Annotated in this window: 16 protein-coding genes; 5 read left to right on the top strand and 11 right to left on the bottom strand. The window is 61.5% G+C overall.

The genetic code is table 11. From position 1 onward, the window contains the following. Window positions 1-22: 22 nt before the first annotated feature. From rapZ to uvrB, 5 genes are all read right to left on the bottom strand, one after another. A complete protein-coding gene (gene rapZ / locus ICL81_RS05095) occupies window positions 23-901 on the bottom strand; it encodes an RNase adapter RapZ (RefSeq protein WP_188033874.1) in 879 nt (292 codons plus the stop codon). Continuing rightward, the gene (uvrC, locus tag ICL81_RS05090; protein ID WP_188033873.1) at window positions 898-2,829 is read right to left on the bottom strand and encodes an excinuclease ABC subunit UvrC; all 1,932 of its coding nucleotides are present in this window, start codon (window positions 2,827-2,829) and stop codon (window positions 898-900) included. The genes rapZ and uvrC overlap by 4 nt, the downstream gene beginning before the upstream one ends. Then, window positions 2,826-5,723, bottom strand: a complete 2,898-nt coding sequence (uvrA, locus tag ICL81_RS05085; protein WP_188034134.1) for an excinuclease ABC subunit UvrA — start codon at window positions 5,721-5,723, stop codon at window positions 2,826-2,828. The genes uvrC and uvrA overlap by 4 nt, the downstream gene beginning before the upstream one ends. An 86-nt stretch (window positions 5,724-5,809) precedes the next feature. Then, window positions 5,810-6,379 carry a hypothetical protein gene (locus ICL81_RS05080; RefSeq protein ID WP_188033872.1) on the bottom strand — a complete coding sequence of 190 codons (570 nt, stop codon included), beginning with the start codon at window positions 6,377-6,379 and terminating at the stop codon, window positions 5,810-5,812. A 49-nt stretch (window positions 6,380-6,428) separates the two neighbouring features. Continuing rightward, window positions 6,429-8,519 (bottom strand): excinuclease ABC subunit UvrB, encoded by a 2,091-nt coding sequence (uvrB, locus tag ICL81_RS05075; protein ID WP_188033871.1) that lies wholly within the window; start codon window positions 8,517-8,519, stop codon window positions 6,429-6,431. Between the two features lie 237 nt (window positions 8,520-8,756). Here uvrB and ICL81_RS05070 point away from each other — a divergent pair, with 237 nt between their 5' ends. Then, window positions 8,757-9,188: a MarR family winged helix-turn-helix transcriptional regulator gene (locus ICL81_RS05070; RefSeq protein ID WP_188033870.1), complete on the top strand. Its 432-nt coding sequence runs from the start codon at window positions 8,757-8,759 to the stop codon at window positions 9,186-9,188. Here ICL81_RS05070 and ICL81_RS05065 read toward each other — a convergent pair whose 3' ends face one another. Next, on the bottom strand, window positions 9,189-10,016 hold the full coding sequence (locus ICL81_RS05065; protein WP_188033869.1) for a helix-turn-helix transcriptional regulator: 828 nt from the start codon (window positions 10,014-10,016) through the stop codon (window positions 9,189-9,191). Between the two features lie 84 nt (window positions 10,017-10,100). Here ICL81_RS05065 and ilvD point away from each other — a divergent pair, with 84 nt between their 5' ends. After that, complete coding sequence (gene ilvD, locus ICL81_RS05060; protein ID WP_188033868.1) at window positions 10,101-11,960, top strand: dihydroxy-acid dehydratase; 1,860 nt, start codon at window positions 10,101-10,103, stop codon at window positions 11,958-11,960. Window positions 11,961-12,044: 84 nt separating this feature from the next. Here ilvD and ndk read toward each other — a convergent pair whose 3' ends face one another. The 4 genes from ndk to ileS all read right to left on the bottom strand — a co-directional run bounded on the left by ndk (window position 12,045) and on the right by ileS (window position 17,743). Next, window positions 12,045-12,461: a nucleoside-diphosphate kinase gene (ndk, locus tag ICL81_RS05055; protein WP_188024004.1), complete on the bottom strand. Its 417-nt coding sequence runs from the start codon at window positions 12,459-12,461 to the stop codon at window positions 12,045-12,047. Window positions 12,462-12,537: 76 nt separating this feature from the next. Beyond that, window positions 12,538-12,963 carry a DUF4233 domain-containing protein gene (locus ICL81_RS05050; protein ID WP_188034133.1) on the bottom strand — a complete coding sequence of 142 codons (426 nt, stop codon included), beginning with the start codon at window positions 12,961-12,963 and terminating at the stop codon, window positions 12,538-12,540. Window positions 12,964-12,998: 35 nt separating this feature from the next. Then, window positions 12,999-14,360 (bottom strand): folylpolyglutamate synthase/dihydrofolate synthase family protein, encoded by a 1,362-nt coding sequence (locus ICL81_RS05045; RefSeq protein ID WP_188033867.1) that lies wholly within the window; start codon window positions 14,358-14,360, stop codon window positions 12,999-13,001. After that, entirely contained in the window at window positions 14,357-17,743 is a 3,387-nt protein-coding gene (gene ileS / locus ICL81_RS05040) for an isoleucine--tRNA ligase (protein WP_285895410.1), read from the bottom strand. Before ileS ends, ICL81_RS05045 begins: the two co-directional genes overlap by 4 nt. Window positions 17,744-18,140: 397 nt before the next feature. On the opposite strand from ileS, the gene valS reads away from it, so the two are divergent. Genes valS through ICL81_RS05025 form a run of 3 tightly spaced genes read left to right on the top strand, consistent with a single transcriptional unit; the run spans window position 18,141 to window position 21,564 of the window. After that, the gene (gene valS, locus ICL81_RS05035) at window positions 18,141-20,726 is read left to right on the top strand and encodes a valine--tRNA ligase (RefSeq protein WP_188033865.1); all 2,586 of its coding nucleotides are present in this window, start codon (window positions 18,141-18,143) and stop codon (window positions 20,724-20,726) included. A 5-nt stretch (window positions 20,727-20,731) separates the two neighbouring features. Further along, on the top strand, window positions 20,732-21,046 hold the full coding sequence (locus ICL81_RS05030) for a Fe-S oxidoreductase (protein ID WP_188033864.1): 315 nt from the start codon (window positions 20,732-20,734) through the stop codon (window positions 21,044-21,046). Between the two features lie 2 nt (window positions 21,047-21,048). After that, the gene (locus ICL81_RS05025; protein WP_188033863.1) at window positions 21,049-21,564 is read left to right on the top strand and encodes a hypothetical protein; all 516 of its coding nucleotides are present in this window, start codon (window positions 21,049-21,051) and stop codon (window positions 21,562-21,564) included. 200 nt (window positions 21,565-21,764) lie between these two features. Here ICL81_RS05025 and clpX read toward each other — a convergent pair whose 3' ends face one another. After that, window positions 21,765-23,036, bottom strand: coding sequence for an ATP-dependent Clp protease ATP-binding subunit ClpX (gene clpX / locus ICL81_RS05020; RefSeq protein WP_188033862.1), 1,272 nt, complete (start codon window positions 23,034-23,036; stop codon window positions 21,765-21,767). Window positions 23,037-23,054 lie beyond the last annotated feature (18 nt).

Genomic DNA, 23,054 nt, shown 5'->3' with positions numbered 1-23,054 from the left:
ACAGAAAATCAAAATGTGTGCGCTACTCGCGACCGAGGTCGCGATGACGGAGCGACACGCTCACGCCAGGGAGGGCAGCAAACTGATCTGCGAGCTCGCGGGCCATTGCGACTGACCGGTGTTTGCCACCAGTGCAGCCGATTGCAAGCGCCGCATGACGTTTGTTCTCACGCTGGAACCCAGCAAGAACTGGCGCGAGAGAAGCTACGTAGTGCTCGAGAAACTCTGCTGCGCCTTCTTGCGCAAGCACATAGTCTTTCACAGGTCCGTCGAGTCCCGTGAGCGAACGCAGATCAGTTTCCCAGAATGGGTTTGGTAGGAAACGCATGTCTGCCATGAGATCCACGTCAGTTGGCGCTCCGTACTTAAATCCAAAGCTCATTACGCTGAGCTGCAGCCCGGGGGTGTCTTCCGACGAAAACAAGTCACGAACGTGGGTGGTGAGACCGTGAACGTTGTAGTTTGACGTATCGATCACCACGTCGCTCGACGCGCGAAGTTCGCTCGCGCGCTCACGTTCGAGGCGGATGCCTTCAAGGAGGCCGCCAGTTTCAAGCTGCAACGGGTGTGGGCGACGTACCTGTTCGTAACGACGCACAAGTACGTCATTGTTTGCGTCAAGGAAAACCACGTGTACTGACGCATTTTCTCGAAGTGAAGCAACTGTTGACTGAATGTCGCTGTACAAGTTGCGCCCACGCGCGTCAATGACGGCCGCAATCTGGGGCAATGCTCCGCCAGACTTATCTGCCATGTCAGCAAGAGTCTTCACCATGGAAAGCGGAAGATTGTCGACAACGTACCAACCAAGATCTTCAAGCGTGTTTGCAACGGTGCTACGCCCGGCACCTGACATTCCGGTGACGATCAAGATCTCTTGAATCGATTTCTCTTCGCTCATGAAGCCTCGCCTTTGGTCTGATCCGTTTCAGGAACCTCCAGCTTACCGGCTGTGGCGGCTTCTGTCGCCGCCGCGAGATGACGGTGTACCTGCTCCCCCAAGCGATCACCAAAACCAGGCATCGCGGAGATCTCAGCGACCGTTGCAGCACGCAAACGCTTGGCAGATCCGAAGCGCTTCAGCAGCTCCTTGACACGCTTTGGCCCGAGGCCTGGAATCTCAGAAAGCTGCGTCGAGATCGCCGAACTCCGCTTGTGCCGTTGGAACGTGATCGCGAAACGATGTGCCTCATCGCGAATTCGCTGGACCAGGAACAGTGCGTCACTTGTGCGCGGCAGAATGACGGGGAATGGATCTTCAGGAAGCCAGATCTCCTCGAGTCGCTTCGCGATGCCACACAGCATCACGTCGGTGATCTCATGTTCTGAGAGCGCACGGGCAGCAGCAGCGACCTGTGGCTCGCCACCGTCCACGATCAGCAGCTGCGGGCGATCACGGTACACGCCGTTGGGAAGATCGCCGGCTGCCTCACGCTGATTGAGCTGTGCGGCACGACGTGAGACCACCTGATAGATCGAGTCGGTATCGTCCGTTGTCGCCTCGATGGAATACTTTCGATACTCGCTCTTCGCAGGCAGGCCATCTTCGAACACCACGAGGGAGGCCACGACGTTCGTGCCTTGCAAATGCGAGACGTCGATGCATTCAATGCGTAGCGGCGCGACGTCCATACCAAGCGCATCTTGAATCTCGGCGAGCGCATCGGTGCGGGCGGTGATGTCACTCGCACGCTTGAGCTTGTGCCGTACGAGGTTTTCCCCCGCGTTCAGGATTGCACGATCCATCAGCTGGGCCTTATCGCCGCGTTCTGGGATGCGGATCTTCACCCTGCCGCCGCGTGGACGCTGCTTGCCGAGCGCCTTTTGCAGCTCCTCGACCCCGTCTGGCATGACAGATACGAGGATCTCCGCAGGTGGCTCGCGATCCTGCGGGTATGCCGACTGCAGCACCTGTTCGACGAGTCGCGATGGTGAGTCGTCGAGTTCAACGTCAACGATCCAGCTACGCTCACCGCGGATACGGCCGCCTCGAATGATGAACTGGTGTGCCGCGGCAGACAGCTCGTCAGATCGCAGGCCAAACACGTCGAGGTTGACGTCCATGCCGAGCACGATCGCGTTTTTCTCAAGTACGTGAGCAACGGCTTGCATCTGATCACGGAGCTTGGCGGCATCTTCGTAGCGCTGCTCAACAGCTGCAGCTTTCATCTCACGCTCGAGGATTTTGAGGTGTGAGTCATCGGCACCAGCGAGAAATGCGCCGAGCTCCTCGATCCGCGCCCGGTGGTCAGCGATGCTGATCGTGCCGGAGCACGGACCACCGCACCGGCCAATCTGGCCGGCAAGGCACGGCCGACCGGAGGTCATGGCTCGCTTGTAATCGGCGTCGTTACAGGTGCGGATCGGGAATGCCTGCTGCAGTAGCGAAACCGTCTCTTTGAGCGCCCACACCTTCGGATACGGGCCAAAGTACTTCGCGCCACGGATGTGCTCGTTGCGAGTAATGATGAGTCGTGGCGACTCCTCACGAAGGGTGAGGGCAAGGTACGGATAGGTTTTGTCGTCCTTGAACTGGACGTTGAACGGAGGTTTGAACTCCGTGATCCAGGTGTGCTCAAGAACGAGCGATTCAGTGTCGGTTGCGACAACGGTCCAGTCGAGCTTGGCGGCAAGCATGAGCATGCGTTGCGTACGCGGCATGAGTGCGTGCATCGGCTGGAAATAGTTTGCGAGCCGTTGGCGCAGGTTTTTTGCTTTGCCGATGTACAGCACCCGGCCGTATCGGTCGCTGAACCGATACACGCCGGGGCTGGTGGGGATCTCCCCCTGCGCAGGGCGGAAGGAAGATCGGTTGTCTTCAGGTGTCACTTGCTGGCCTTTGCGGCCGCCTTCGCTTCACGGCCGTGCAGCACCTCTGCGAGAAATCGGCCGGTGTGGCTCTCGGGGTGCTCAGCGAGTTGCTCGGGGGTGCCCGTAGCGAGAATCGTGCCACCACCAGAGCCGCCCTCGGGGCCGAGGTCGATGACCCAATCGGCGCTGCGAATGACATCGAGGTTGTGCTCGATGGTGATGACCGTGTTGCCCTTATCAACGAGACCGTTGAGCACGAGCAGGAGCTTGCGCACGTCTTCGAAATGGAGACCGGTCGTCGGCTCATCCAGCACGTAGATGCTGCGGCCGTTCGAACGCTTCTGAAGTTCGGTTGCGAGCTTCACGCGCTGCGCCTCGCCGCCGGAGAGCGTTGTCGCGCTCTGCCCGAGGCGCACGTAGCCAAGCCCGACGTCGACGAGGGTCTTCATGTAGCGGTGGATCGACGAGATTGGCTCGAAGAACGACTCGGCCTCAGCGATCGGCATCTCGAGAACCTCGGAGATGTTTTTGCCCTTGTAACGGACCTGCAGCGTCTCGCGGTTGTAGCGGCTGCCGCCACAGATCTCACACGCGACGTACACGTCGGGCAGGAAGTTCATCTCGATCTTGAGGGTGCCGTCACCCGAACACGCCTCACAACGGCCGCCCTTGACGTTGAAGCTGAAGCGACCGGGCAGATAGCCGCGAGTCTTCGCTTCGGGTGTCTCAGCGAACAGATTTCGAATCTTGTCAAAAACGCCCGTGTAGGTTGCGGGGTTCGACCGCGGAGTTCGGCCAATTGGGGCCTGGTCGACGTGCACGACCTTGTCGAGGTGTTCGAGACCGGTGATGCGGGTGTGCTTGCCGGGAACGAGTCGTGCACCATTGAGCTGGTTCGCAAGCACGCGGTACAGGATGTCGTTCACGAGGGTCGACTTACCCGAGCCCGAGACGCCGGTAACCGCGGTCATGACACCGAGCGGGAACGTCGCGTCAACGTTCTGGAGGTTGTTTGAGCGTGCGCCAACGACCTTGAGTTCGCGCTTCTTGTCACGCTTGCGACGCTGCTTCGGCGTCTCGATACTGCGACGGCCCGCGAGATAGTCGCCAGTCACAGACTCGCGGTTGCTCAACAATTCTGCGTAGCTGCCCGAGTGGACAACCGTGCCGCCTTCAACGCCCGCACCTGGTCCGATATCAACGATCCAGTCAGCTGCCTCGATCGTCTCTTCATCGTGCTCAACGACGATAAGGGTATTGCCGAGATCGCGTAGCTTCACGAGCGTCTCGATGAGGCGGCGGTTGTCGCGCTGGTGCAGGCCGATCGACGGCTCATCGAGCACGTACAGCACTCCGGTGAGGCCGGAGCCGATCTGCGTTGCCAGGCGAATACGCTGTGCTTCGCCGCCAGAAAGCGTTCCTGCTGCGCGTGCGAGCGTGAGGTAGCCAAGGCCGACCTCAATGAGGAAGTCAAAACGGAGGCGGATCTCACGGAGCACCTGCGCCGCAATCTTTGCCTCGCGTTCGGTCAGGGTGACCTCGTCGAAGAACTGCTTTGCGTTCGACAGACTCAGCTCAGTAACCTGCGAGATCGACTGCTCGTTGACGGTAATTGCGAGCACCTCGGGCTTCAGGCGCTGCCCTGCACACGACTGGCAGGGCACCTCGCGCAGGAACTCCTGCCAGCGATCGCGCTTCGCGTCAGACTCCGCCTCGGCGTATTGGCGCTCAATGAAGGGAATAACGCCCTCAAAACCGCTCGAATACTTCACCTCACGGCCGAAGCGGTTCTTCCACCGAACGTTCACCTTGAAGTTGTTACCGTGCAGCACCGCCTCACGCACCTCTTCATCAAGCTCGCCCCACGGGGTCTTGAGTGAGAAGTCGAGGTCGTCTGCGAGGCCGACGAGCAGCTTTTCGTAGTACTGATAGAGGCTCTTGCCCTGACTCGTCCAGGGAACGATCACGCCCTCTGCAATCGAGAGAGCCGGATCGCCGAGCACAAGGTCTTCGTCAACTGACATGCTCGTGCCGAGACCTGAACAAGCGCCACAGGCGCCAAAAGGCGCGTTGAACGAGAATGTGCGGGGCTCGATCTCGGTGAGCTGCACGGGATGTTGGTTCGGGCAGCTGAGCTTCTCCGAGAAGAGCTGCACTCGGTCGTCGCTCCCCTTGTCGCGATCAACATATTCAATCGCGACGATGCCACCAGCGAGACGCAACGCGGTCTCGAGTGAGTCGGTGAGGCGGCCGAGAACGTCAGGCGTCGCCACGAGACGGTCAATGACGACAGAGATGTCGTGCTTGACCTGCTTCTTGAGCTTGGGTGGCTCGGAAAGCTGAATCATCTCGCCATCAACGATCGCGCGTGAGTAGCCGCCAGCAGCGAGCTCCTGGAAGAGGTCGACAAATTCGCCCTTCTTCTTGCTCACGACGGGAGCGAGCACCTGGTAGCGGGTACGCTCTTCAAGCTCCATGAGGCGGTCGGCGATCTGCTGCACCGTTTGTGCCTGGATAGCTTCGCCACACTGCGCACAGTGCGGGATGCCAACGCGCGCCCAGAGTAGACGCATGTAGTCATAAATCTCGGTGATCGTGCCGACGGTCGAACGCGGGTTGCGGTTTGTTGACTTTTGGTCGATCGAAACCGCGGGGCTCAGGCCCTCGATGAAGTCAACGTCTGGGCGGTCAACCTGGCCGAGGAACTGGCGGGCATACGCGCTCAGACTCTCAACGTAGCGGCGCTGACCCTCTGCGAAGATCGTGTCAAACGCGAGGCTGGACTTACCGCTGCCTGAAAGGCCGGTAAACACCACCATGGAGTCACGCGGAATCGACAGATCGACATTGCGGAGATTGTGGACGCGGGCACCCTTGACACTAATCTCGGCGTGCGCTGCTGAGGAGCGAATCGGGGTGCTGGGGGCAAGGTCGAAGTTCTTCGAAGTCACGGCTCTATCTTACGTTGCGAAGGGCAATAGTTCGAACATATGTGCGATTAAAATGCGCTGGGAAAGCGAGCGAGCTGTTCCTTCCAAAATGCTCGCCAACTCTCGACGTCGCTCTCGGCCGGAAGCCCCTCATGGCTCATCGTCACGATCGTCTTCGTCTCGTCCTTGACGGCAGCCGCCACTTCAAGCTTGCCGAGCCCGGTCAGGTTCGACCGCCAGAACGTTCGCTTATCGGTGCGCGAGCGGCGCGGCTCGGACCGCTCGGCCCCGAGAAAATTAGTGCTGAGCGCAGCCTTGGCCCAGAATTCGATAGCCGCATCGCGGTCCCCCACAATCGTGCGGCTCGCACTCACCCGGTACGTGCCGTCTGCCGACTGGCCCGGGCGTCGAATGCCCACGTGCTGCTCGAACGCGATCGTCGCCATCTGCGCCCACCACTCCGGATTCTCAAGCGCGGCTGGCATTCGAGCAAGTGCGACTGTCGCAATCTCGCCATGGCTGAGTGATGCGGCATTCGCGGCCGCAAACAGCTCGAGCCATTCCGGCCAGGTCACATTTGATGCGCGCTCGAGGGCGGGGATGTTCGCCCCGCGGGTGGCGTTCGTAGCTGCGGTCATCGGTGCTCCGTTGTTTCCTGATCGTTTGAGTGGGCGCGGATCGTCAGGCCTAGAGGTGGCCCGCCTCATCCATGCTCCGCAGCTCACGCTTGAGCTCAGTGAGCTCATCACGCAGGCGCGCGGCGAGCTCGAACTTGAGTTCCTCTGCTGCGAGCAGCATCTGCTCGGTGAGTTCGCTGATGAGTTCTTCGAGTTTCGCCGCACCCTCGGAAGCGATTGCGCCGGCGCGGGCCGCAGCCTTGCCCTTCGCTTTCTGCGCCGACCCACCCTTGCGCTGTGCGTGTGCGCCAGAGCGCGAGAGCACATCTTCGGTGTCGGCCGCCTCACGGTTGAGCATCTCGGTGATGTCACCGATCTTCTTCCGGAGGGGCTGCGGGTCGATGCCATGCTCGGTGTTGTATGCGACCTGAATCTCACGGCGGCGATTAGTCTCTTCGATCGCCTCCTGCATCGAACGCGTAATCTTGTCGGCGTACATGTGTACCTGACCCGAGACGTTACGTGCCGCACGACCAATGGTCTGAATGAGTGACGTCGAGGAGCGCAGGAAGCCCTCTTTGTCTGCGTCAAGAATCGAAACGAGCGACACCTCGGGAAGGTCAAGGCCCTCTCGCAGCAGGTTAATGCCGATCAATACGTCGTACACGCCAGCGCGCAGCTCCGTAAGTAGCTCGACGCGGCGCAGCGTATCGACGTCTGAGTGCAGGTAGCGAACGCGAACGCCCGCCTCCTCCATGAATGTGGTCAGCTGCTCAGCCATCTTCTTGGTGAGGGTCGTGACGAGCACGCGCTCATCACGCTCAGCGCGTGCGCGCACCTCTTCGAGAAGGTCGTCGATCTGACCTTCGGAGGGCTTCACGACGATCTCAGGGTCGATCAGGCCTGTCGGGCGGATGATCTGCTCGACGATGCCGTCTGCGCGTTCCATCTCATACTTACCCGGCGTTGCCGACAGGTAAATCGTCTGGCCGACGCGCTCCTTGAACTCTGCGAACTTCAGCGGCCGGTTGTCGAGCGCACTCGGCAGGCGGAAGCCGTGGTCAACGAGCGTGCGCTTACGCGAAGCGTCACCCTCGTACATTGCGCCGATCTGCGGCACGGTCACGTGCGACTCGTCGATGACGACGAGGAAGTCGTCCGGGAAGTAGTCGAGCAGACAGTGTGGCGCCTCCCCTGGCTTGCGCCCATCAATGTGCAGCGAATAGTTCTCGATGCCTGAGCAGAAACCGATCTGCTCCATCATCTCGAGGTCAAACGTCGTGCGCATGCGAAGACGCTGCTCTTCAACAAGCTTGTTCTGGCGCTTGAGCTCGGCGAGACGCTCGTCGAGCTCGGTCGCGATCGTGCCCATCGCGCGGTTCATGACGTCGCGGCTAGCAACGTAGTGCGAGCCAGGGAACACCGAAACAGTCTCAACCTGCTTGATGACGTCGCCCGTGAGTGGATGGAGATAGTAAAGCGCCTCGATCTCGTCACCGAAGAACTCAATGCGAATCGCGAGCTCCTCATACATCGGGATGATTTCGACAGTGTCGCCGCGCACGCGGAAGTTGCCACGCACGAACTCGATGTCGTTGCGCTGATACTGCATGTCGACAAAGCGACGCAGCAGCACATCGCGGTCGAGGCGGTCGCCCACTACGAGCGGCACCATCGCCTCGTAATACTCTTCAGGCTTGCCAAGGCCATAGATGCACGAGACCGTCGAAACTACGATCACGTCTCGCCGAGACAACAGCGCGTTCGTTGTTGAGTGGCGCAGGCGCTCAACCTCGGCGTTCACCGAGGAGTCCTTCTCAATGAAGGTGTCTGTCTGCGGAACGTACGCCTCAGGCTGGTAGTAGTCGTAGTAACTCACGAAGTACTCGACCGCGTTGTTTGGGAAAAGTTCACGGAACTCACTCGCTAGCTGTGCAGCCAGCGTCTTGTTGTGCGCGAGGACGAGCGTCGGACGCTGCACGGCCTCGACCAGCCAGGCCGTGGTCGCCGACTTACCGGTGCCGGTTGCGCCGAGCAGTACGACGTCAGTCTCGCCAGCGTTAATGCGCGCAGCAAGCTCTTCGATCGCCTTCGGCTGATCGCCGCTCGGCTCGTATTCCGAGATGACCTCAAAAGGCCGAACACTGCGCGTGGTTTCCATGTTTCTCACCCTACCTTTTGCCACCGACATTCGACCGTGAAGTGGCCAATTCGCAAGCCAGCTGAAGCACGCCCATCGCGAACAACTCATCATTACAGGTGGTAACGATCACCCCACACCAACACTTCCCAAACACGCCCGAGGGAGCCACGATCCGCCATATGACAGGTCAATCACCCCACTACCAAAGTGGCAACGCGTTCATTACACCACCTCACAAAGTGCTAGCGTAAAGGCGTGAACCCGACCCTGCTCGACCGACTGCTCGCTATCAGCACACTTTTCAAGCGAAACGAGCACCGTTCACTCAAGGGCACGTCACTGACGGCTGCCAGAATCCAGGCGATGCAGACGCTGTTCCACGCGGGTCCGTCGTCCCAGCAGGCGCTCGCCCGGGCGATGGGCATCACCCCGCGCAGCATTTCGTCATTGATTGACGGCTTGGTGGAATCTGGTTACGCGATCCGCGCCGCCGACCCACACGACCGCCGTGCGGTACTCGTCACCCTTACGCCAATGGCGCATCAAGAAATGCGGGTGCGCCAGCTGGCGCACGCCGAGGTCTCTCGCGAGCTGGTCCGCGCCATCGCGCCAGAGGACCGGGCCGCGTTCGATCGCGGACTCAACGCGGTGTTCCGTAAGTACGACGAGATCGTGCGCCGAGGCTAGTTAGCTCGCGGTCGGCTCACTTGCCGTTTCCGCAACCGGCTCCACGACGGGCACATACATCACGACGTGCAGATCGGTCGCGTCTGACGGCACCAGGCGATGATGCTCGAATACTCGCACGCCAGCTTCCGGGTGCACAAATGTGCGCAACCGAGACTTGAAGCGCTCGACGCTTTGCTCTGCCCACTGCCGCTTGAAGTCTTCACTCTGCGCGAGCAGACGTTCGACGACCTCGCGGTGGCCTTCTGAGCTCAGGCGCGCACCGGACTCTGCACGGAACTCGGCCATGAATGCGCGGCTATCGCTCTCCCAATCGGGGAGCATTTCTCGCAGGCGCGGATCGGTATACACGAGGCCAAGCAGGTTGCGTTCCGCAGTGGGGAGCGTCGCAATGGGGCCGTATAGCCATTCGTAACCTTGGTTCCAGCCGAGAATGTCCCACGCCGACGACACGATGAACGCCGGGTAATCGAGCGAGTCGATCAGTCGCTGCAGATGCGCTGGCGCCATCTTGTGCTCGACTACAGAAAAGTCTGCGTTCGGCCCAGCGAGCGCAAACACGTACTCCGCCTCAGAAGAAGTGAGCTGCAGCACGCGAGCGACTGCCGCGAGCACCTGACGTGAGGCGTTAATGTCGCGACCCTGTTCGAGCCAGGTGTACCAGCTGACGCTCATGCCGGCGAGAATCGCTACTTCCTCGCGACTCAGGCCAGAGGAAGAGCGGCGCGTGCCGCCGAGCAGGCCGAGGCCAGCTCGATCCACGCCCTTGCGTTTCGTGGCAAGGAACTCACCGAGCTGGACACCACGCGGGGTACGGGGACGAATCATGCATTCATAGTACCAGGAGTACTAGTAGTAACTCTGTTCGCGCCCCGACCTCCCACCTGGAAAAAGGGGTGGATAATATGAGTTATGGTCGCCTATCGCTCATTTACTGTTACCCATGGCCGCAACATGGCTGGCGCTCGTGCGCTCTTCCGTGCAGCCGGCGTTCCCGGCGCCGATCTTGGCCGCAAGCCCATCATCGCCGTGGCAAACTCGTTCACCGAGTTCGTCCCCGGCCACACCCATCTCGCACCCGTCGGTCGCATCGTCTCTGAGGCGATCACCCGCGCAGGTGGCATCCCCCGAGAGTTCAATACCATTGCTGTCGATGACGGCATCGCAATGGGCCACGGCGGCATGCTGTACTCGCTTCCCTCGCGTGACATCATTGCTGATTCGGTCGAGTACATGGCGAATGCACACTGCGCTGACGCACTTATCTGCATCTCGAACTGTGACAAGATCACCCCGGGCATGCTCCTCGCAGCGCTGCGTCTGAACATCCCCGTCGTGTTCGTGTCGGGCGGCCCTATGGAGTCGGGTCGCGCGACGCTCGCGAACGGCATGGTTCGCACCCTTGATCTCGTTGACGCGATCTCTGAGGCAGTGAACGAGAACGTTTCTGACGAAGATCTCCAGAAGATCGAGGAGTCGGCGTGCCCGACCTGTGGTTCGTGCTCAGGCATGTTCACCGCAAACTCGATGAACTGCCTCGTTGAGGCAATCGGTCTCGCACTGCCGGGCAACGGCTCGACCCTCGCGACCCACACCGCACGCCGCGCACTCTACGAAGAAGCAGGCGAGCTCATCGTGGACATCACCAAGCGCTACTACGAGGAAGACGACGCAAGCGTTCTCCCCCGCAACATCGCAACCCAGGCTGCCTTCGAGAACGCAATGGCGCTCGATATTGCAATGGGCGGATCGACGAACACGATTCTTCACCTCCTCGCCGCGGCGCACGAAGCTGGCGTCGACTTCGGCTTGGAAGAGATCGATGCGGTTTCGCGTCGCGTCCCCTGCCTCGCGAAGGTCGCCCCGAATGTTGCGAACGGTAAGACCTACTACATGGAGGATGTGCACCGCGCAGGTGGCATTCCCGCGCTCCTCGGTGAGCTCCGCCGCGGCGGCATGCTCAACGACGAGGTCCACACCGTACACGCGAAGACCCTCGGCGAGTGGCTCGACGAGTGGGACGTGCGTGGTGGCAAGGCTTCGGAGAAGGCATTCGAGCTGTGGCACGCTGCTCCCGGTGGTGTTCGCTCGTCGACCGCGTTCTCGCAGTCGGAGCGCTGGCGCGAGCTTGACCTCAACCAGGAGGGTGGCTGCATCCACTCGGTTGAGCACGCATACTCGAAGGACGGCGGCCTGGCTGTGCTCCGCGGCAACATCGCCGTTGATGGCGCAGTGGTGAAGACCGCTGGTGTTGACGAGTCGATCTGGACGTTCTCTGGCCCCGCAGTTGTCTGCGAGTCGCAGGACGAGGCTGTTGAGAAGATCCTCAACAAGCAGGTCGTCGAGGGTGACGTCGTTGTGATCCGCTACGAGGGCCCTAAGGGCGGCCCCGGTATGCAGGAGATGCTCTACCCAACTTCGTTCCTCAAGGGACGCGGTCTCGGCAAGGCGTGCGCGCTCATCACCGACGGTCGCTTCTCGGGCGGCACCTCGGGCCTCTCGATCGGCCACGTCTCCCCCGAGGCGGCTCGTGGCGGCGTCATCGCTCTGGTTGAGGACGGCGACATCATCAAGATCGACATCCCGACCCGTGAGCTCACGCTCGATGTGCCCCAGGATGAGCTCGATCGCCGTCGCGCAGAGCTCGAGGCAAACGGCGGCTACAAGCCGAAGAACCGTATCCGTCCCGTGACCGATGCGCTGCGTGCCTACGCTGCGTTCGCACAGTCGGCAGACAAGGGCGCGGTCCGCGTCATTCCCGAAGACGTCTAAGTCTTCGCTGCAATGCCGAAGGGCTGGCGCTGATCCAATTGCGGATCGGCGCCAGCCCTTCAGTGTGTGCTGGTGAGTACTCGCTTATGCGAACCAGAGACCCAGCTCGCGCTCTGCGGAGAGCGTCGAGTCAGAGCCGTGCACGAGGTTCTGCTGCACTTTGAGGCCCCAGTCGCGGCCGAGATCACCACGGATGGTGCCGGGAGCTGCGGTCGTGGGATCGGTTGCGCCTGCGAGCGAACGGAAGCCCTCGATGACGCGCTCGCCTTCCGCCTTGATGGCAACAATGGGACCCGAGAGCATGAACTCAAGGAGCGGCTCGTAGAACGGCTTGCCCTCGTGCTCGGCGTAGTGCTGCGCAAGGAGTTCGCGATCTGCGTTCACGAAGCGGATGTCTGCGAGGGTGTAGCCCTTTGCCTCAATGCGGCGGAGAATCTCACCGGTCAAGCCACGAGCGACGCCGTCGGGCTTCACGAGGATGAGAGTTGCTTCTACGGACATGCATGCTCCATTCAAATGTAATGCTGCGGGGGTGTCCCCCGGCGTTCAGTGTATCCGAGCGAACTCGGCAAATATGTTAGCGGCCCATTGCCGCGAAGTGCGCGATGCGACCGCGGTCGATCTGCGCCCCCTTGATCATGCAGTACACCCAGAGTGCAGTAAACAGCAGACCAACGATGAGCGCCATCGGCAGGATGAATGCGCACAGCAGCATGAGCGCGTGTGCAATCCAGCCGACGATGATACCGACGCGACCGATCCGCATCGTCCCGAGACCGATGATCTGGACGAGCGCGAGGCCGCCGCCGATGTAGAGGCCGAGTTCGCGCGGCTCGAGCAGGCCGAGACCGAAGATGGCCAGGCCAATGAGAACAACGATGATCAGCTCGAAGCCGAGCACGATCGAACCCAGTGCCTTCTGCGTCTTGGCCGCATCGTCGGTACGGCCCGCGCCGGAAATACGCATCGCCGAGTTGTGGGCGAGCGTCTCCGACGGAGACATCTTGAATTCTTCTTCGGAATTGGCGTTCTGGTGGCTCACGCGATGCCCCAATCTTCCCGATGCGAAAGCGCGAGTGCCTGACCCGCGAGTACGACCGAGCCAACAATGAGCACTGCGCGGCCGTCTTCCTCAGCTGCCCACTGGTGTGCCTCAGCGACTGCGTCTTCAAACACATCGACCGTGAGGACAGGCGTTTCAGGTATAGCTTCTTCAGCGAGCTCCGCGATGCGATCCGCCTCAAGCGAGCGAGGCGAATCTACCGCGGTCGCGTACACACGGTGTGCGATCGGTGCGAGCGTGCGAAGCAGGCCAGCGGCATCCTTCTCCCCCAGCACGCCAACAACGACGGCAAGCTCGGAGAACGAGAAGGACTCGGTGACCGCACGCACGAGCGCCTCGGCACCGTGCGGGTTGTGTGCCGCGTCGACATAGGTGACGGGCTCCTTCGAGATGAGCTGCAGGCGGCCCGGCGACGTGAAGTGACCGAGACCCTCCTCAAGTACCTCGTCAGGGATCGGGCGCTCAGCGCCGAAGAACGCCTCAACCGCAGCGATTGCGAGCGAGGTGTTCGCCGCCTGGTGGTGTCCGAAGAGCGGCACGAACGCAGGCTCGTACGCGTGACCGGTGATGCCAACGAAATCGACCTGGCGGCCACCGACTGCGAGACGATCCTCACCAATCGAGAAGTCAGTGCCAGCCACGTAGAGCTTCGCATCGTGGGCGACAGCGGCAGCGGCGATCTCGGCGAGTGCCGAGTCGTCCTGTGCCGCGCTCACGACGGTCGCACCCTGCTTGATGATGCCAGACTTCGTCTTTGCGATCTTGGCGATCGTGTCGCCGAGAATCTCGGTGTGATCGAGGCCGATTGGTGTGAAAACGGCGACGGTTGCGTCGACGATGTTCGTCGCGTCCCACTCGCCACCCATGCCAACCTCGATGACGGCAACATCAACGGGGGCGTCAGCGAAGACCGCGAAGCCGAGCACGACGAGCGCCTCAAAGAAGGTGATCTTCGGCTCGTTCTTCGCTGCAAGCTCAGCGTCAACGACCGACAGCGGCAGCTGTAGCTCGTCCCAGATCGACTCGAGCAGTTCAGCGTCGATGGGCTGGCCATCGATCTGGAAGCGCTCGGTGAAGTCGATGAGGTGCGGGCTCGTGAAGAGACCTGAACGCACGCCGTGCGCGCTGAGCAGCGTCTGAATGGCGCGGCTCGTCGAGGTCTTACCGTTGGTGCCAGCGACCTGGATCACCGGGTACTGGAGCTGGGGTGAACCCGCGAGCTCCGCCAGCCGGCGAACCGGCCCGAGTCGAGGCTCGGGCACGGCTTCGCCGGTGCGTTCGAGGAGCGCAGCATAGATGCGCTCGCTCGGGGTCAGGTTCTGTGAGATCGCGCTCATGCTCCGGCCTCGGTTGCGCGACGGACGCTCACGCGGATCTCGCCACGGTTCGCGTACTTATCTGCTTCAACGGTCTCGGTGTGCTCGAACTCGCCAGCGAAGCGGCCGTCAGCCAACGAGCTCGAAGCGAGCGCCGCGGTGTCGTCCGAACCGAGCGAGTACGCGACGCTGAGGGTGTCGTCAGCGACGGCAACGGCAACGAATGCGCTCGTGACGTCCGCGAGGTCTTCAGCCGAGGCGAACCAGAGTTCAAGCTCAATGCGATCGCTGATCTCGAAGCCAGCGTTCTTACGTGCTTCCTGTACCGCGCGGGTGACGTCACGCGTGAGGCCCTCTGCGAGGAGCTCGGGAGTGAGGTCGGTCGCGAGCAGCACGAAGCCGCCGGTGGGCAGCAGGCCGAGTGCGCGGCCAGCAGCTGCTGCGCCATCTGCGGTGAGGGTGAGCTCGTACTCGCCCTCGACCAGCTCGATGCCGCCAGCGGTGACCACACCGTTGACCTCTGACCAGTCGCCCGACTTTGCGCCCTTGATCGCCTGCTGCACGCTCTTGCCAATGCGCGGGCCAGCTGCACGTGCGTTGACTGCGAGCGAGTGCACGATGCCGTACTCGGCAGCGCTCTCGGGCTTCTGCTCAACGATGCTGACCGACTTCACGTTCAGCTCGTCGCGCAGGATGTCCGCGAAGGGCTCGATGCCGGCGGGCTGGTCGGTCACGACCGTGAGCTCGGCGAGCGGCAGGCGCACGCGGAGGCCGTTTGCCTTTCGCAACGCGAGCGCCGACGAGGTGACCTGGCGGATCTCGTCCATCGCAGCAACGAGAGACTCGTTGTTCGGGAAGACCGAAGCGTCGGGCCAGTCGGTGAGGTGCACCGAGCGACCGCCGGTGAGGCCGCGCCAGATCTCCTCGGTAACGAGCGGTGCCATGGGAGCCGCGATGCGAGTCAGGGTCTCGAGGACAGTGAAGAGCGTGTTGAACGCCTGCTGGTTCTCGGGCTTACCGTTCTCGCCGTTGACACCCTCCCAGAAACGGTCGCGCGAGCGACGCACGAACCAGTTCGTGAGGACCTCTGCGAAGTCGCGCAGCGACTCGGCAGCCGAGGTGGTGTCAAGGTTCTCGAGGTGAGCCTCAACCGAGCGCACGAGGTCGCCGGTCTTCGACAGGATGTACTGATCGAGCGGATCGGTCGAATCAACGCTCAACTGTGCGTCGACGCCGTCGGCGTTTGCGTAGAGGCTGAAGAAGTACCAGGTGTTCCAGAGCGGCAGGATGAACTGACGCACGCCCTCGCGGATGCCCTCTTCGGTCACGATGAGGTTGCCGCCGCGCACGACTGGCGATGCCATGAGGAACCAGCGCATCGCGTCGGAACCGTCACGGTTGAACACGTCGTTCACGTCTGGGTAGTTGCGGAGGCTCTTCGACATCTTGTTGCCGTCAGAACCGAGCACGATGCCGTGGCTGATGACGCTCTTGAACGCGGGGCGGTCGAAGAGAGCCGTCGCGAGGACGTGCATGACGTAGAACCAGCCACGGGTCTGGCCGATGTACTCCACGATGAAGTCTGCGGGCTGCGTCGCGTCGAACCACTCGCGGTTCTCGAACGGGTAGTGCGCCTGCGCGAACGGCATCGAGCCCGAGTCGAACCAGACGTCGAAGACGTCTTCGATGCGGCGCATGGTCGACTTGCCGCTGGGGTCGTCCGGATTCGGACGTGTCAGCGAGTCAATGTATGGGCGGTGCAGATCAACTTCACCGTCGTCGTTCACGGGGAGCGTGCCGAAGTCGGCCTTGATCTCCTCGAGCGAGCCATAGACATCGACGCGCGGGAAGTCGGGGTTGTCGCTCTTCCACACGGGAATCGGGCTGCCCCAGTAGCGGTTACGGCTGACCGACCAGTCGCGTGCGCCCTCAAGCCACTTGCCGAACTGACCGTGCTTGACGTTGCCGGGAACCCAGGTGATCTGCTCGTTGTTCTCGAGCATGCGCTCCTTGATCGGGCCAACGCTGACAAACCAGCTCGATACGGCGCGGTAGATCAGTGGGTTGCGGCAGCGCCAGCAGTGCGGGTAGGAGTGCTCGTACGAGCGCTCGCGCAGCAGGCGACCCTGTTCCTTCACGAGGCGGATCAGCGGACGGTTCGCATCCTGCCACAGCTCGCCGGCGACGTCGGTCACCGCCGCAATGAAGCGACCGCCCTCGTCAACGCTGAGAATCGGGGGCATGCCAGCCTCGCCGGTGATGCGCATATCGTCCTCACCGTAAGCAGGAGCCTGGTGGACGATGCCGGTGCCGTCGGTCGTCGAGACGTAGTCGTCAACGAGGATGCGCCAGTAGTTTTCGGTGCCCCACTTCTCAGTGTCAGCAAAGTAGTCAAAGAGCGGCTCGAATTCGACGTTTTCGAGATCCGCGCCCGTCACGGTCTTGGTGACTGCGGCCAGTGCGTCCTCGGCCGATTCGTACCCCAGCTCCTTGACGTGAGCTGCAACAAGATCGGTCGCGAGCATGTAGCTCGCGACGCCGGTCTCGCCACCGTCAGCGGCGCCGAGCGGGCCAGCGGGCACGATCGCATACGCGATCTCCGGGCCAACTGCGAGCGCAGCGTTCGTGGGAAGGGTCCAGGGAGTCGTCGTCCACGCGAGCGCGCGCACGCCGGTGAGGCCGAGCGACGCCGCCTTTTCGCCCTGCAGTGGGAAGGTGACGGTCACCGACGGGTCCTGACGCATCTGGTAGACGTCGTCATCCATGCGCAGCTCGTGGTTCGACAGCGGGGTCTCATCACGCCAGCAGTATGGGAGCACGCGGTGGCCCTCGTACGCGAGGCCCTTTTCGTGCAGCTGCTTGAACGCCCACAGGACGCTCTCCATGAACGGCAGGTTGAGCGTCTTGTAATCGTTCTCGAAGTCCACCCAGCGCGCCTGGCGGGTGACGTAGGTCTCCCACTCACCGGTGTAGTGCAGGACCGACTCGCGAGCCTTCTTATTGAAGACGTCGATGCCCATGGCCTCGATCTCGCTCTTCTCGGTAATACCGAGCTGCTTCATGACCTCGAGCTCAGCGGGCAGGCCGTGCGTGTCCCAGCCGAATCGGCGTTCTACCTTCTTGCCACGCATGGTCTGGAAGCGCGGGAACACGTCCTTCGCGTAGCCGGTCAGCAGGTGACCGTAGTGCGGCAGACCGTTTGCGAAGGGAGGGCCGTCGTTAAAGATCCACTCTTCTGCGCCTTCACGCTGGCGGATCGATTCCAAGAACGTATCGTCGTTCTTCCAGAACGCGAGCACCTGCTCTTCGAGCGAGGGGAAGTTCGGCGACGGCACGACGCCAAAACTTGCGCCATTCTGGGTTGCTGCATCGCCCGCGTTGGTGGGCTGCTTGGGGTAAGCCATGTGGCTCCTTCGGTCGAACGTCATCACGTATCGTGCCGGGACGAGCGGCAAGTCGCACTGACTCGCTACCCGCGGTACCACCCCGCTTGCTGACCTGCGCCCTAATTGAATAGGGTGCGGATCGCGCCACTTCATTCGGCGTAACGTGCCGTTGCCCGTTCGGTTCTACTGGGGCTTCTGACTCTCGCCAGCCACCCGTTCTTCCGAAGACTCCCCGGTGATAGCCGGATCAAAGTCGTATGACCCACATACTACCAGTGCGCGACACTGCGTGGGCTGCACACTCACTGACACTTTCCGAAGCTAGACTGGAGTGGTTTACACCTTCAGGCACCAGTGCACCCATCTCGCGGTGTGCGACTACGCGGTGCCGCCCATACTGAATCGGAGCCCCTCAATGAGTGCTATCCCTGACAAGCCGAAACTCGAAGGCCTTGAAGAGAAGTGGGGCCAGGTCTGGGAAGAGCAGGGTACCTACGCATTCTCGCGTGAGGGCGCGGATCGCGACGACGTCTACAGCATCGACACCCCGCCGCCCACCGCGTCGGGCTCGCTGCACGTCGGCCACGTGTTCTCGTACACCCACACCGACACCGTTGCGCGCTACAAGCGCATGCAGGGTAAGCGCGTCTTCTACCCGATGGGCTGGGACGACAACGGCCTCCCCACCGAGCGTCGCGTTCAGAACTACTATGGCGTGCGCTGCGATCCGTCACTCCCTTACGTCGAGGGCTTCGTTCCCCCGCACGACGGCGGCGAAGGCAAGAGCATCAAGGCAGCTGACCAGCAGCCGATCTCGCGTCGTAACTTCATCGAGCTCTGCGAGAAGCTGACCGTCGAAGACGAGAAGCAGTTCGAAGATCTCTGGCGCACCCTCGGCCTCTCGGTCGACTGGAAGCAGACCTACCGCACGATTGGCGCAGACTCGCTCCGCGCATCGCAGCTCGCATTCCTCCGCAACGTTGAGCGTGGCGAGGCGTACCAGGCACAGGCTCCGACGCTCTGGGACGTTACCTTCCGCACCGCAGTTGCGCAGGCAGAGCTCGAAGACCGCGAGCAGCCCAGTGCGTACCACCAGCTTGCGTTCCACCCGGTTGACGGCGGCGATGACATCCTCATCGATACCACTCGTCCCGAGCTGCTCGCAGCGTGTGTCGCACTCGTTGCGCACCCCGACGACGAGCGTTTCAAGGACCGCCTCGGTTCACTCGTGCGTACCCCGCTCTTCGACGTTGAGGTCCCGATCCTCGCGCACCACCTCGCGCAGCCCGACAAGGGCACGGGCATCGCGATGATCTGTACCTTCGGCGACGTCACCGACGTGATTTGGTGGCGCGAGCTCAGCCTCCCGAACCGTGCGATCCTTGGCTTCGACGGCCGCATCATCTCGGAGGCTCCCGAGGTCATCACCTCGGAGCGTGGCCGCGAGCTATACGCACAGATCGCAGGCAAGACCGTCTTCAGCGCGAAGGCAGCAATCGTTGAGGCTGCACAGGCTTCGGGCGAACTCGTCGGCGAGATCCGCAAGATCAACCACCCCGTCAAGTTCTTCGAAAAGGGTGACAAGCCCCTCGAAATCGTTTCGACCCGCCAGTGGTACATCAAGAACGGCGCAAAGGACGAAGCGCTCCGTGAGCGCCTGCTCGCACACGGCAAGGAACTCGACTGGCACCCCGACTTCATGCGCGTGCGCTACGAGAACTGGGTAGAGGGCCTCTCGGGCGACTGGCTCATCTCGCGCCAGCGCTTCTTCGGCGTCCCGATCCCCGTTTGGTACCCCATTGACGGCGACGGCAACCCCGTCTTCGACAAGCCCATCCTGCCGACGACCGATCAGCTCCCCGTTGATCCCTCGACCGACATCCCTGCTGGTTACACCGCTGAGCAGCGCGGCCAGGCCGGCGGTTTCCAGGGCGAAGTTGACGTCATGGACACCTGGGCGACCTCGTCGCTCACCCCGCACCTCGCTGGCGGCTGGGAGCGCGACGAGGAGCTGTACAAGCTCGTCTTCCCGTTCGACCTTCGCCCCCAGGGCCAGGACATCATCCGCACCTGGCTGTTCTCGACCCTGCTCCGCTCGGAGCTTGAGTCGGGCGAGCTCCCCTGGAAGAACGCAGGCATCTCGGGCTGGATCCTCGATCCCGACCGTAAGAAGATGTCGAAGTCGAAGGGCAACGTAGTTACCCCGGCAGGCATGCTCGAGCAGCACGGCTCGGACGCGGTTCGCTACTGGGCTGCTTCGGCAAAGCTTGGCACCGACGCATCGTTCGATCCGCAGAACCCGACGCAGATCAAGATTGGTCGCCGTCTGGCGATCAAACTGCTCAACGCAGCGAAGTTCACGCTCGGCTTCGATGCTTCGAGCGCCGGCCAGGTTACCGAGGCACTCGATCGTTCGATGCTCGCGGGCCTCGCTCGCGTCATCGAGCAGGCAACTCGTTCGTTCGAGACTTACGATCACCAGCGTGCACTCGAGATCACCGAGTCGTACTTCTGGACCTTCTGCGACGACTACCTCGAGCTCGTCAAGGACCGCGCACACGCAGGCACCGGCCAGGCTCAGGCTTCGGCAGTGACCGCGCTTCGCGAGGCGCTCTCGGTCTTCGTTCGTCTACTCGCACCGTTCATCCCCTTCGCTACCGAAGAGGTTTGGTCGTGGTTCGCTGAGGGTTCGGTACACCAGGCTTCGTGGCCCGTTGCATCGGAGCTCGCAGAGTTCATCGGCGAAGACGCAGACATCGACCTGCTCGATCTCGTCGGCACCGCGCTCATCGGCATCCGTGGCGCAAAGTCTGAGGCGAAGGTTTCGCAGCGCACCCAGGCAACGCTCGCAGTTGTCCAGGCGCCCGCTGCCCTGCAAGAGCGTCTCGTGCTCGCAGCAGAGGACCTCGCTGGCGTTGGTCGCATCACCGAGCTTCGCATCGAAGCTGCAGACGTCGATGGCGTCGTAGTAGCTGAGATCAACCTCGAGACCGCAGAGTAACGATCATGCAGTTGGGGGCACGCTGGCAGGTTGGCAACGACCCGCACCGCAGTGTGCCCCCAGCCTTGTTCGACACTATTGCTACGTGCGAGCAGGCTCACCCATCCGCGCGTGCATGGACCCTTACATGGCTTGAGGGTCGACCACGTCTGGCGCTCGATGACCTCGCTGAGATTTCCGTCGACCAGCAAGGCGCTGTGCGGGTAAAAGAACTCACCGCGTTGGCTTCCAATGCGAAAGACGTGCTTGGCGAAGAATCGTCCCTGTCATCGTATGATGATGACGAAGACGATGATGATGACTGGCTACTGGGAGGCTAATCATGCAGATCAACTTCATTCACAGCCGCAATTCAGCGCACAGTATTCGTCGCGCGCTCGCGGTGGTAGCTGCTGGCACAATCGCATTCGGTGTGTTGACGGGCTGTGCTCCCGAACCCGAGATCCCGACGCCAGACGAAATCACCACTCAGACAGATGAAGAGACGAAGTGGCCGGAGCTTGACAAAGAACCGGAAAAGGCGACCGTTCTTCCCGCTGATTTCCCTGATGCATTCCCGGTGCCAGAGGGCGTAGAGATTTACGATGTTGGGTCTCGAGACGACGGAAGTTGGTACTTGGTGCTTCGAGCACCAACCGCGGCCGAAGCTGATGCGCTCTGGCAGCAAATCATTGCTGCCGGAAACTTCGAAGCAGCCGACGCTGTGGAAACCGTCGAGGGCGGCACCTCTGCAACCCTCACCTCAGAGAAGGCGAACGTTGCCGCGATGAGCCTCCCCCAAGAGGATGGCTCAGTGCTGATGAACTATGACATCAGCGTATTCACGTTGATGCCGTAAGCCCCAGAGGTTTCCTGCGTTCAACCTCAGTTTTCCTGCAGCCAATTTCGTAGGTTGGACCCTGCGGACCTCAGAATGACAGGAGGCGGCGGGGCCGCCACTGCCCAGCTCTCCCCCGGCTTCGCCAGGAACGATCCTCCGTGAACTGCACGCGAGGAAAAAAGAGGCTGAAGAACGTCGGCCGGAGAAATGCGGAGCTGTTACGCACTCTCCCGCGCGTTGGCTTCGTATACGTAGGTAGGTTCTGCGTCGTCTTCAATCGTGGCGCGAGTGACAATGACTCGTGAGATGTCTTCTTCCGAAGGCACGTTAAACATGACTGGGCCGAGCACTGATTCGAGAATCGCGCGGAGGCCACGAGCACCGGTTTGACGTGAGACTGCGAGCTCGGCGATTGCTGAAAGTGCGTCTGGCTCGAACTCGAGCTTGACGCCGTCCATCTCGAAGATGCGCTGGTATTGCTTCACCAGCGCGTTCTTCGGTTCGACAAGAATTCGCGTGAGGGCATCTACATCGAGCGGGTCGACCGTCGCGACCACAGGAAGACGACCGATGAACTCGGGGATAAGACCAAACTTGTGGAGATCTTCGGGCAGCACTTCTGAGAAGAGCTCCTGCTCATTCTGCTTCGCCGCAACAGGAGCGCCGAAGCCGATGCCGCCCTTGCCGAGACGCGAGGCGATAATCTCTTCGAGGCCGGCAAATGCGCCGGCAACAATGAAGAGGACATTCGTGGTATCGAGCTGCAGCATCTCCTGATTGGGGTGCTTACGGCCACCCTGCGGCGGAATAGATGCCACGGTACCCTCAAGAATCTTGAGGAGCGCTTGCTGTACTCCCTCACCCGAAACGTCACGGGTGATAGAGGGATTCTCAGCCTTGCGAGTGATCTTATCGATCTCGTCAATGTAGATGATGCCGTGTTCAGCGCGCTGGACGTCAAAGTCTGCGGCCTGCAACAGCTTGAGAAGAATGTTCTCGACATCTTCACCGACGTAACCCGCCTCCGTCAGAGCTGTTGCGTCAGCAACAGCAAACGGAACGCCGAGCTGGCGTGCGAGCGACTGGGCGAGGTAAGTCTTGCCACAACCGGTAGGGCCAAGCATGAGAATGTTCGACTTTGCGATCTCGACCTGGTCGCCAGCAAGGTCAGTGCTCGCGAGCGAGCTCGCAGCCTTCACGCGCTTGTAGTGGTTGTACACCGCCACCGCGAGCGACTGCTTGGCACGCTCTTGGCCAATGACGTATTCGTCAAGAAACTCTGCGATCTCACGAGGCTTATGCAACGCGACATCGCTAGGTTCCGGCGCCTGCTGTTCGGACAGGCGTTCTTCGATGATCTCATTACATAGGGCCACGCATTCATCGCAGATGTAAATCTGCGGACCTGCGATTAGCTGTGCAACCTGCTTCTGCGATTTGCCGCAGAAGGAGCACTTGAGCACTTCACTGCTCTCAGTCATACGTGCCATGGCTGAGCCCCCTTAGTG

The organism is Leucobacter sp. cx-328, assembly GCF_014530035.1.
Lineage (GTDB): Bacteria > Actinomycetota > Actinomycetes > Actinomycetales > Microbacteriaceae > Leucobacter.
The sequence above is the reverse complement of the archived record's forward strand: the minus strand, read 5'-3'. Positions and strand labels throughout refer to the sequence as shown.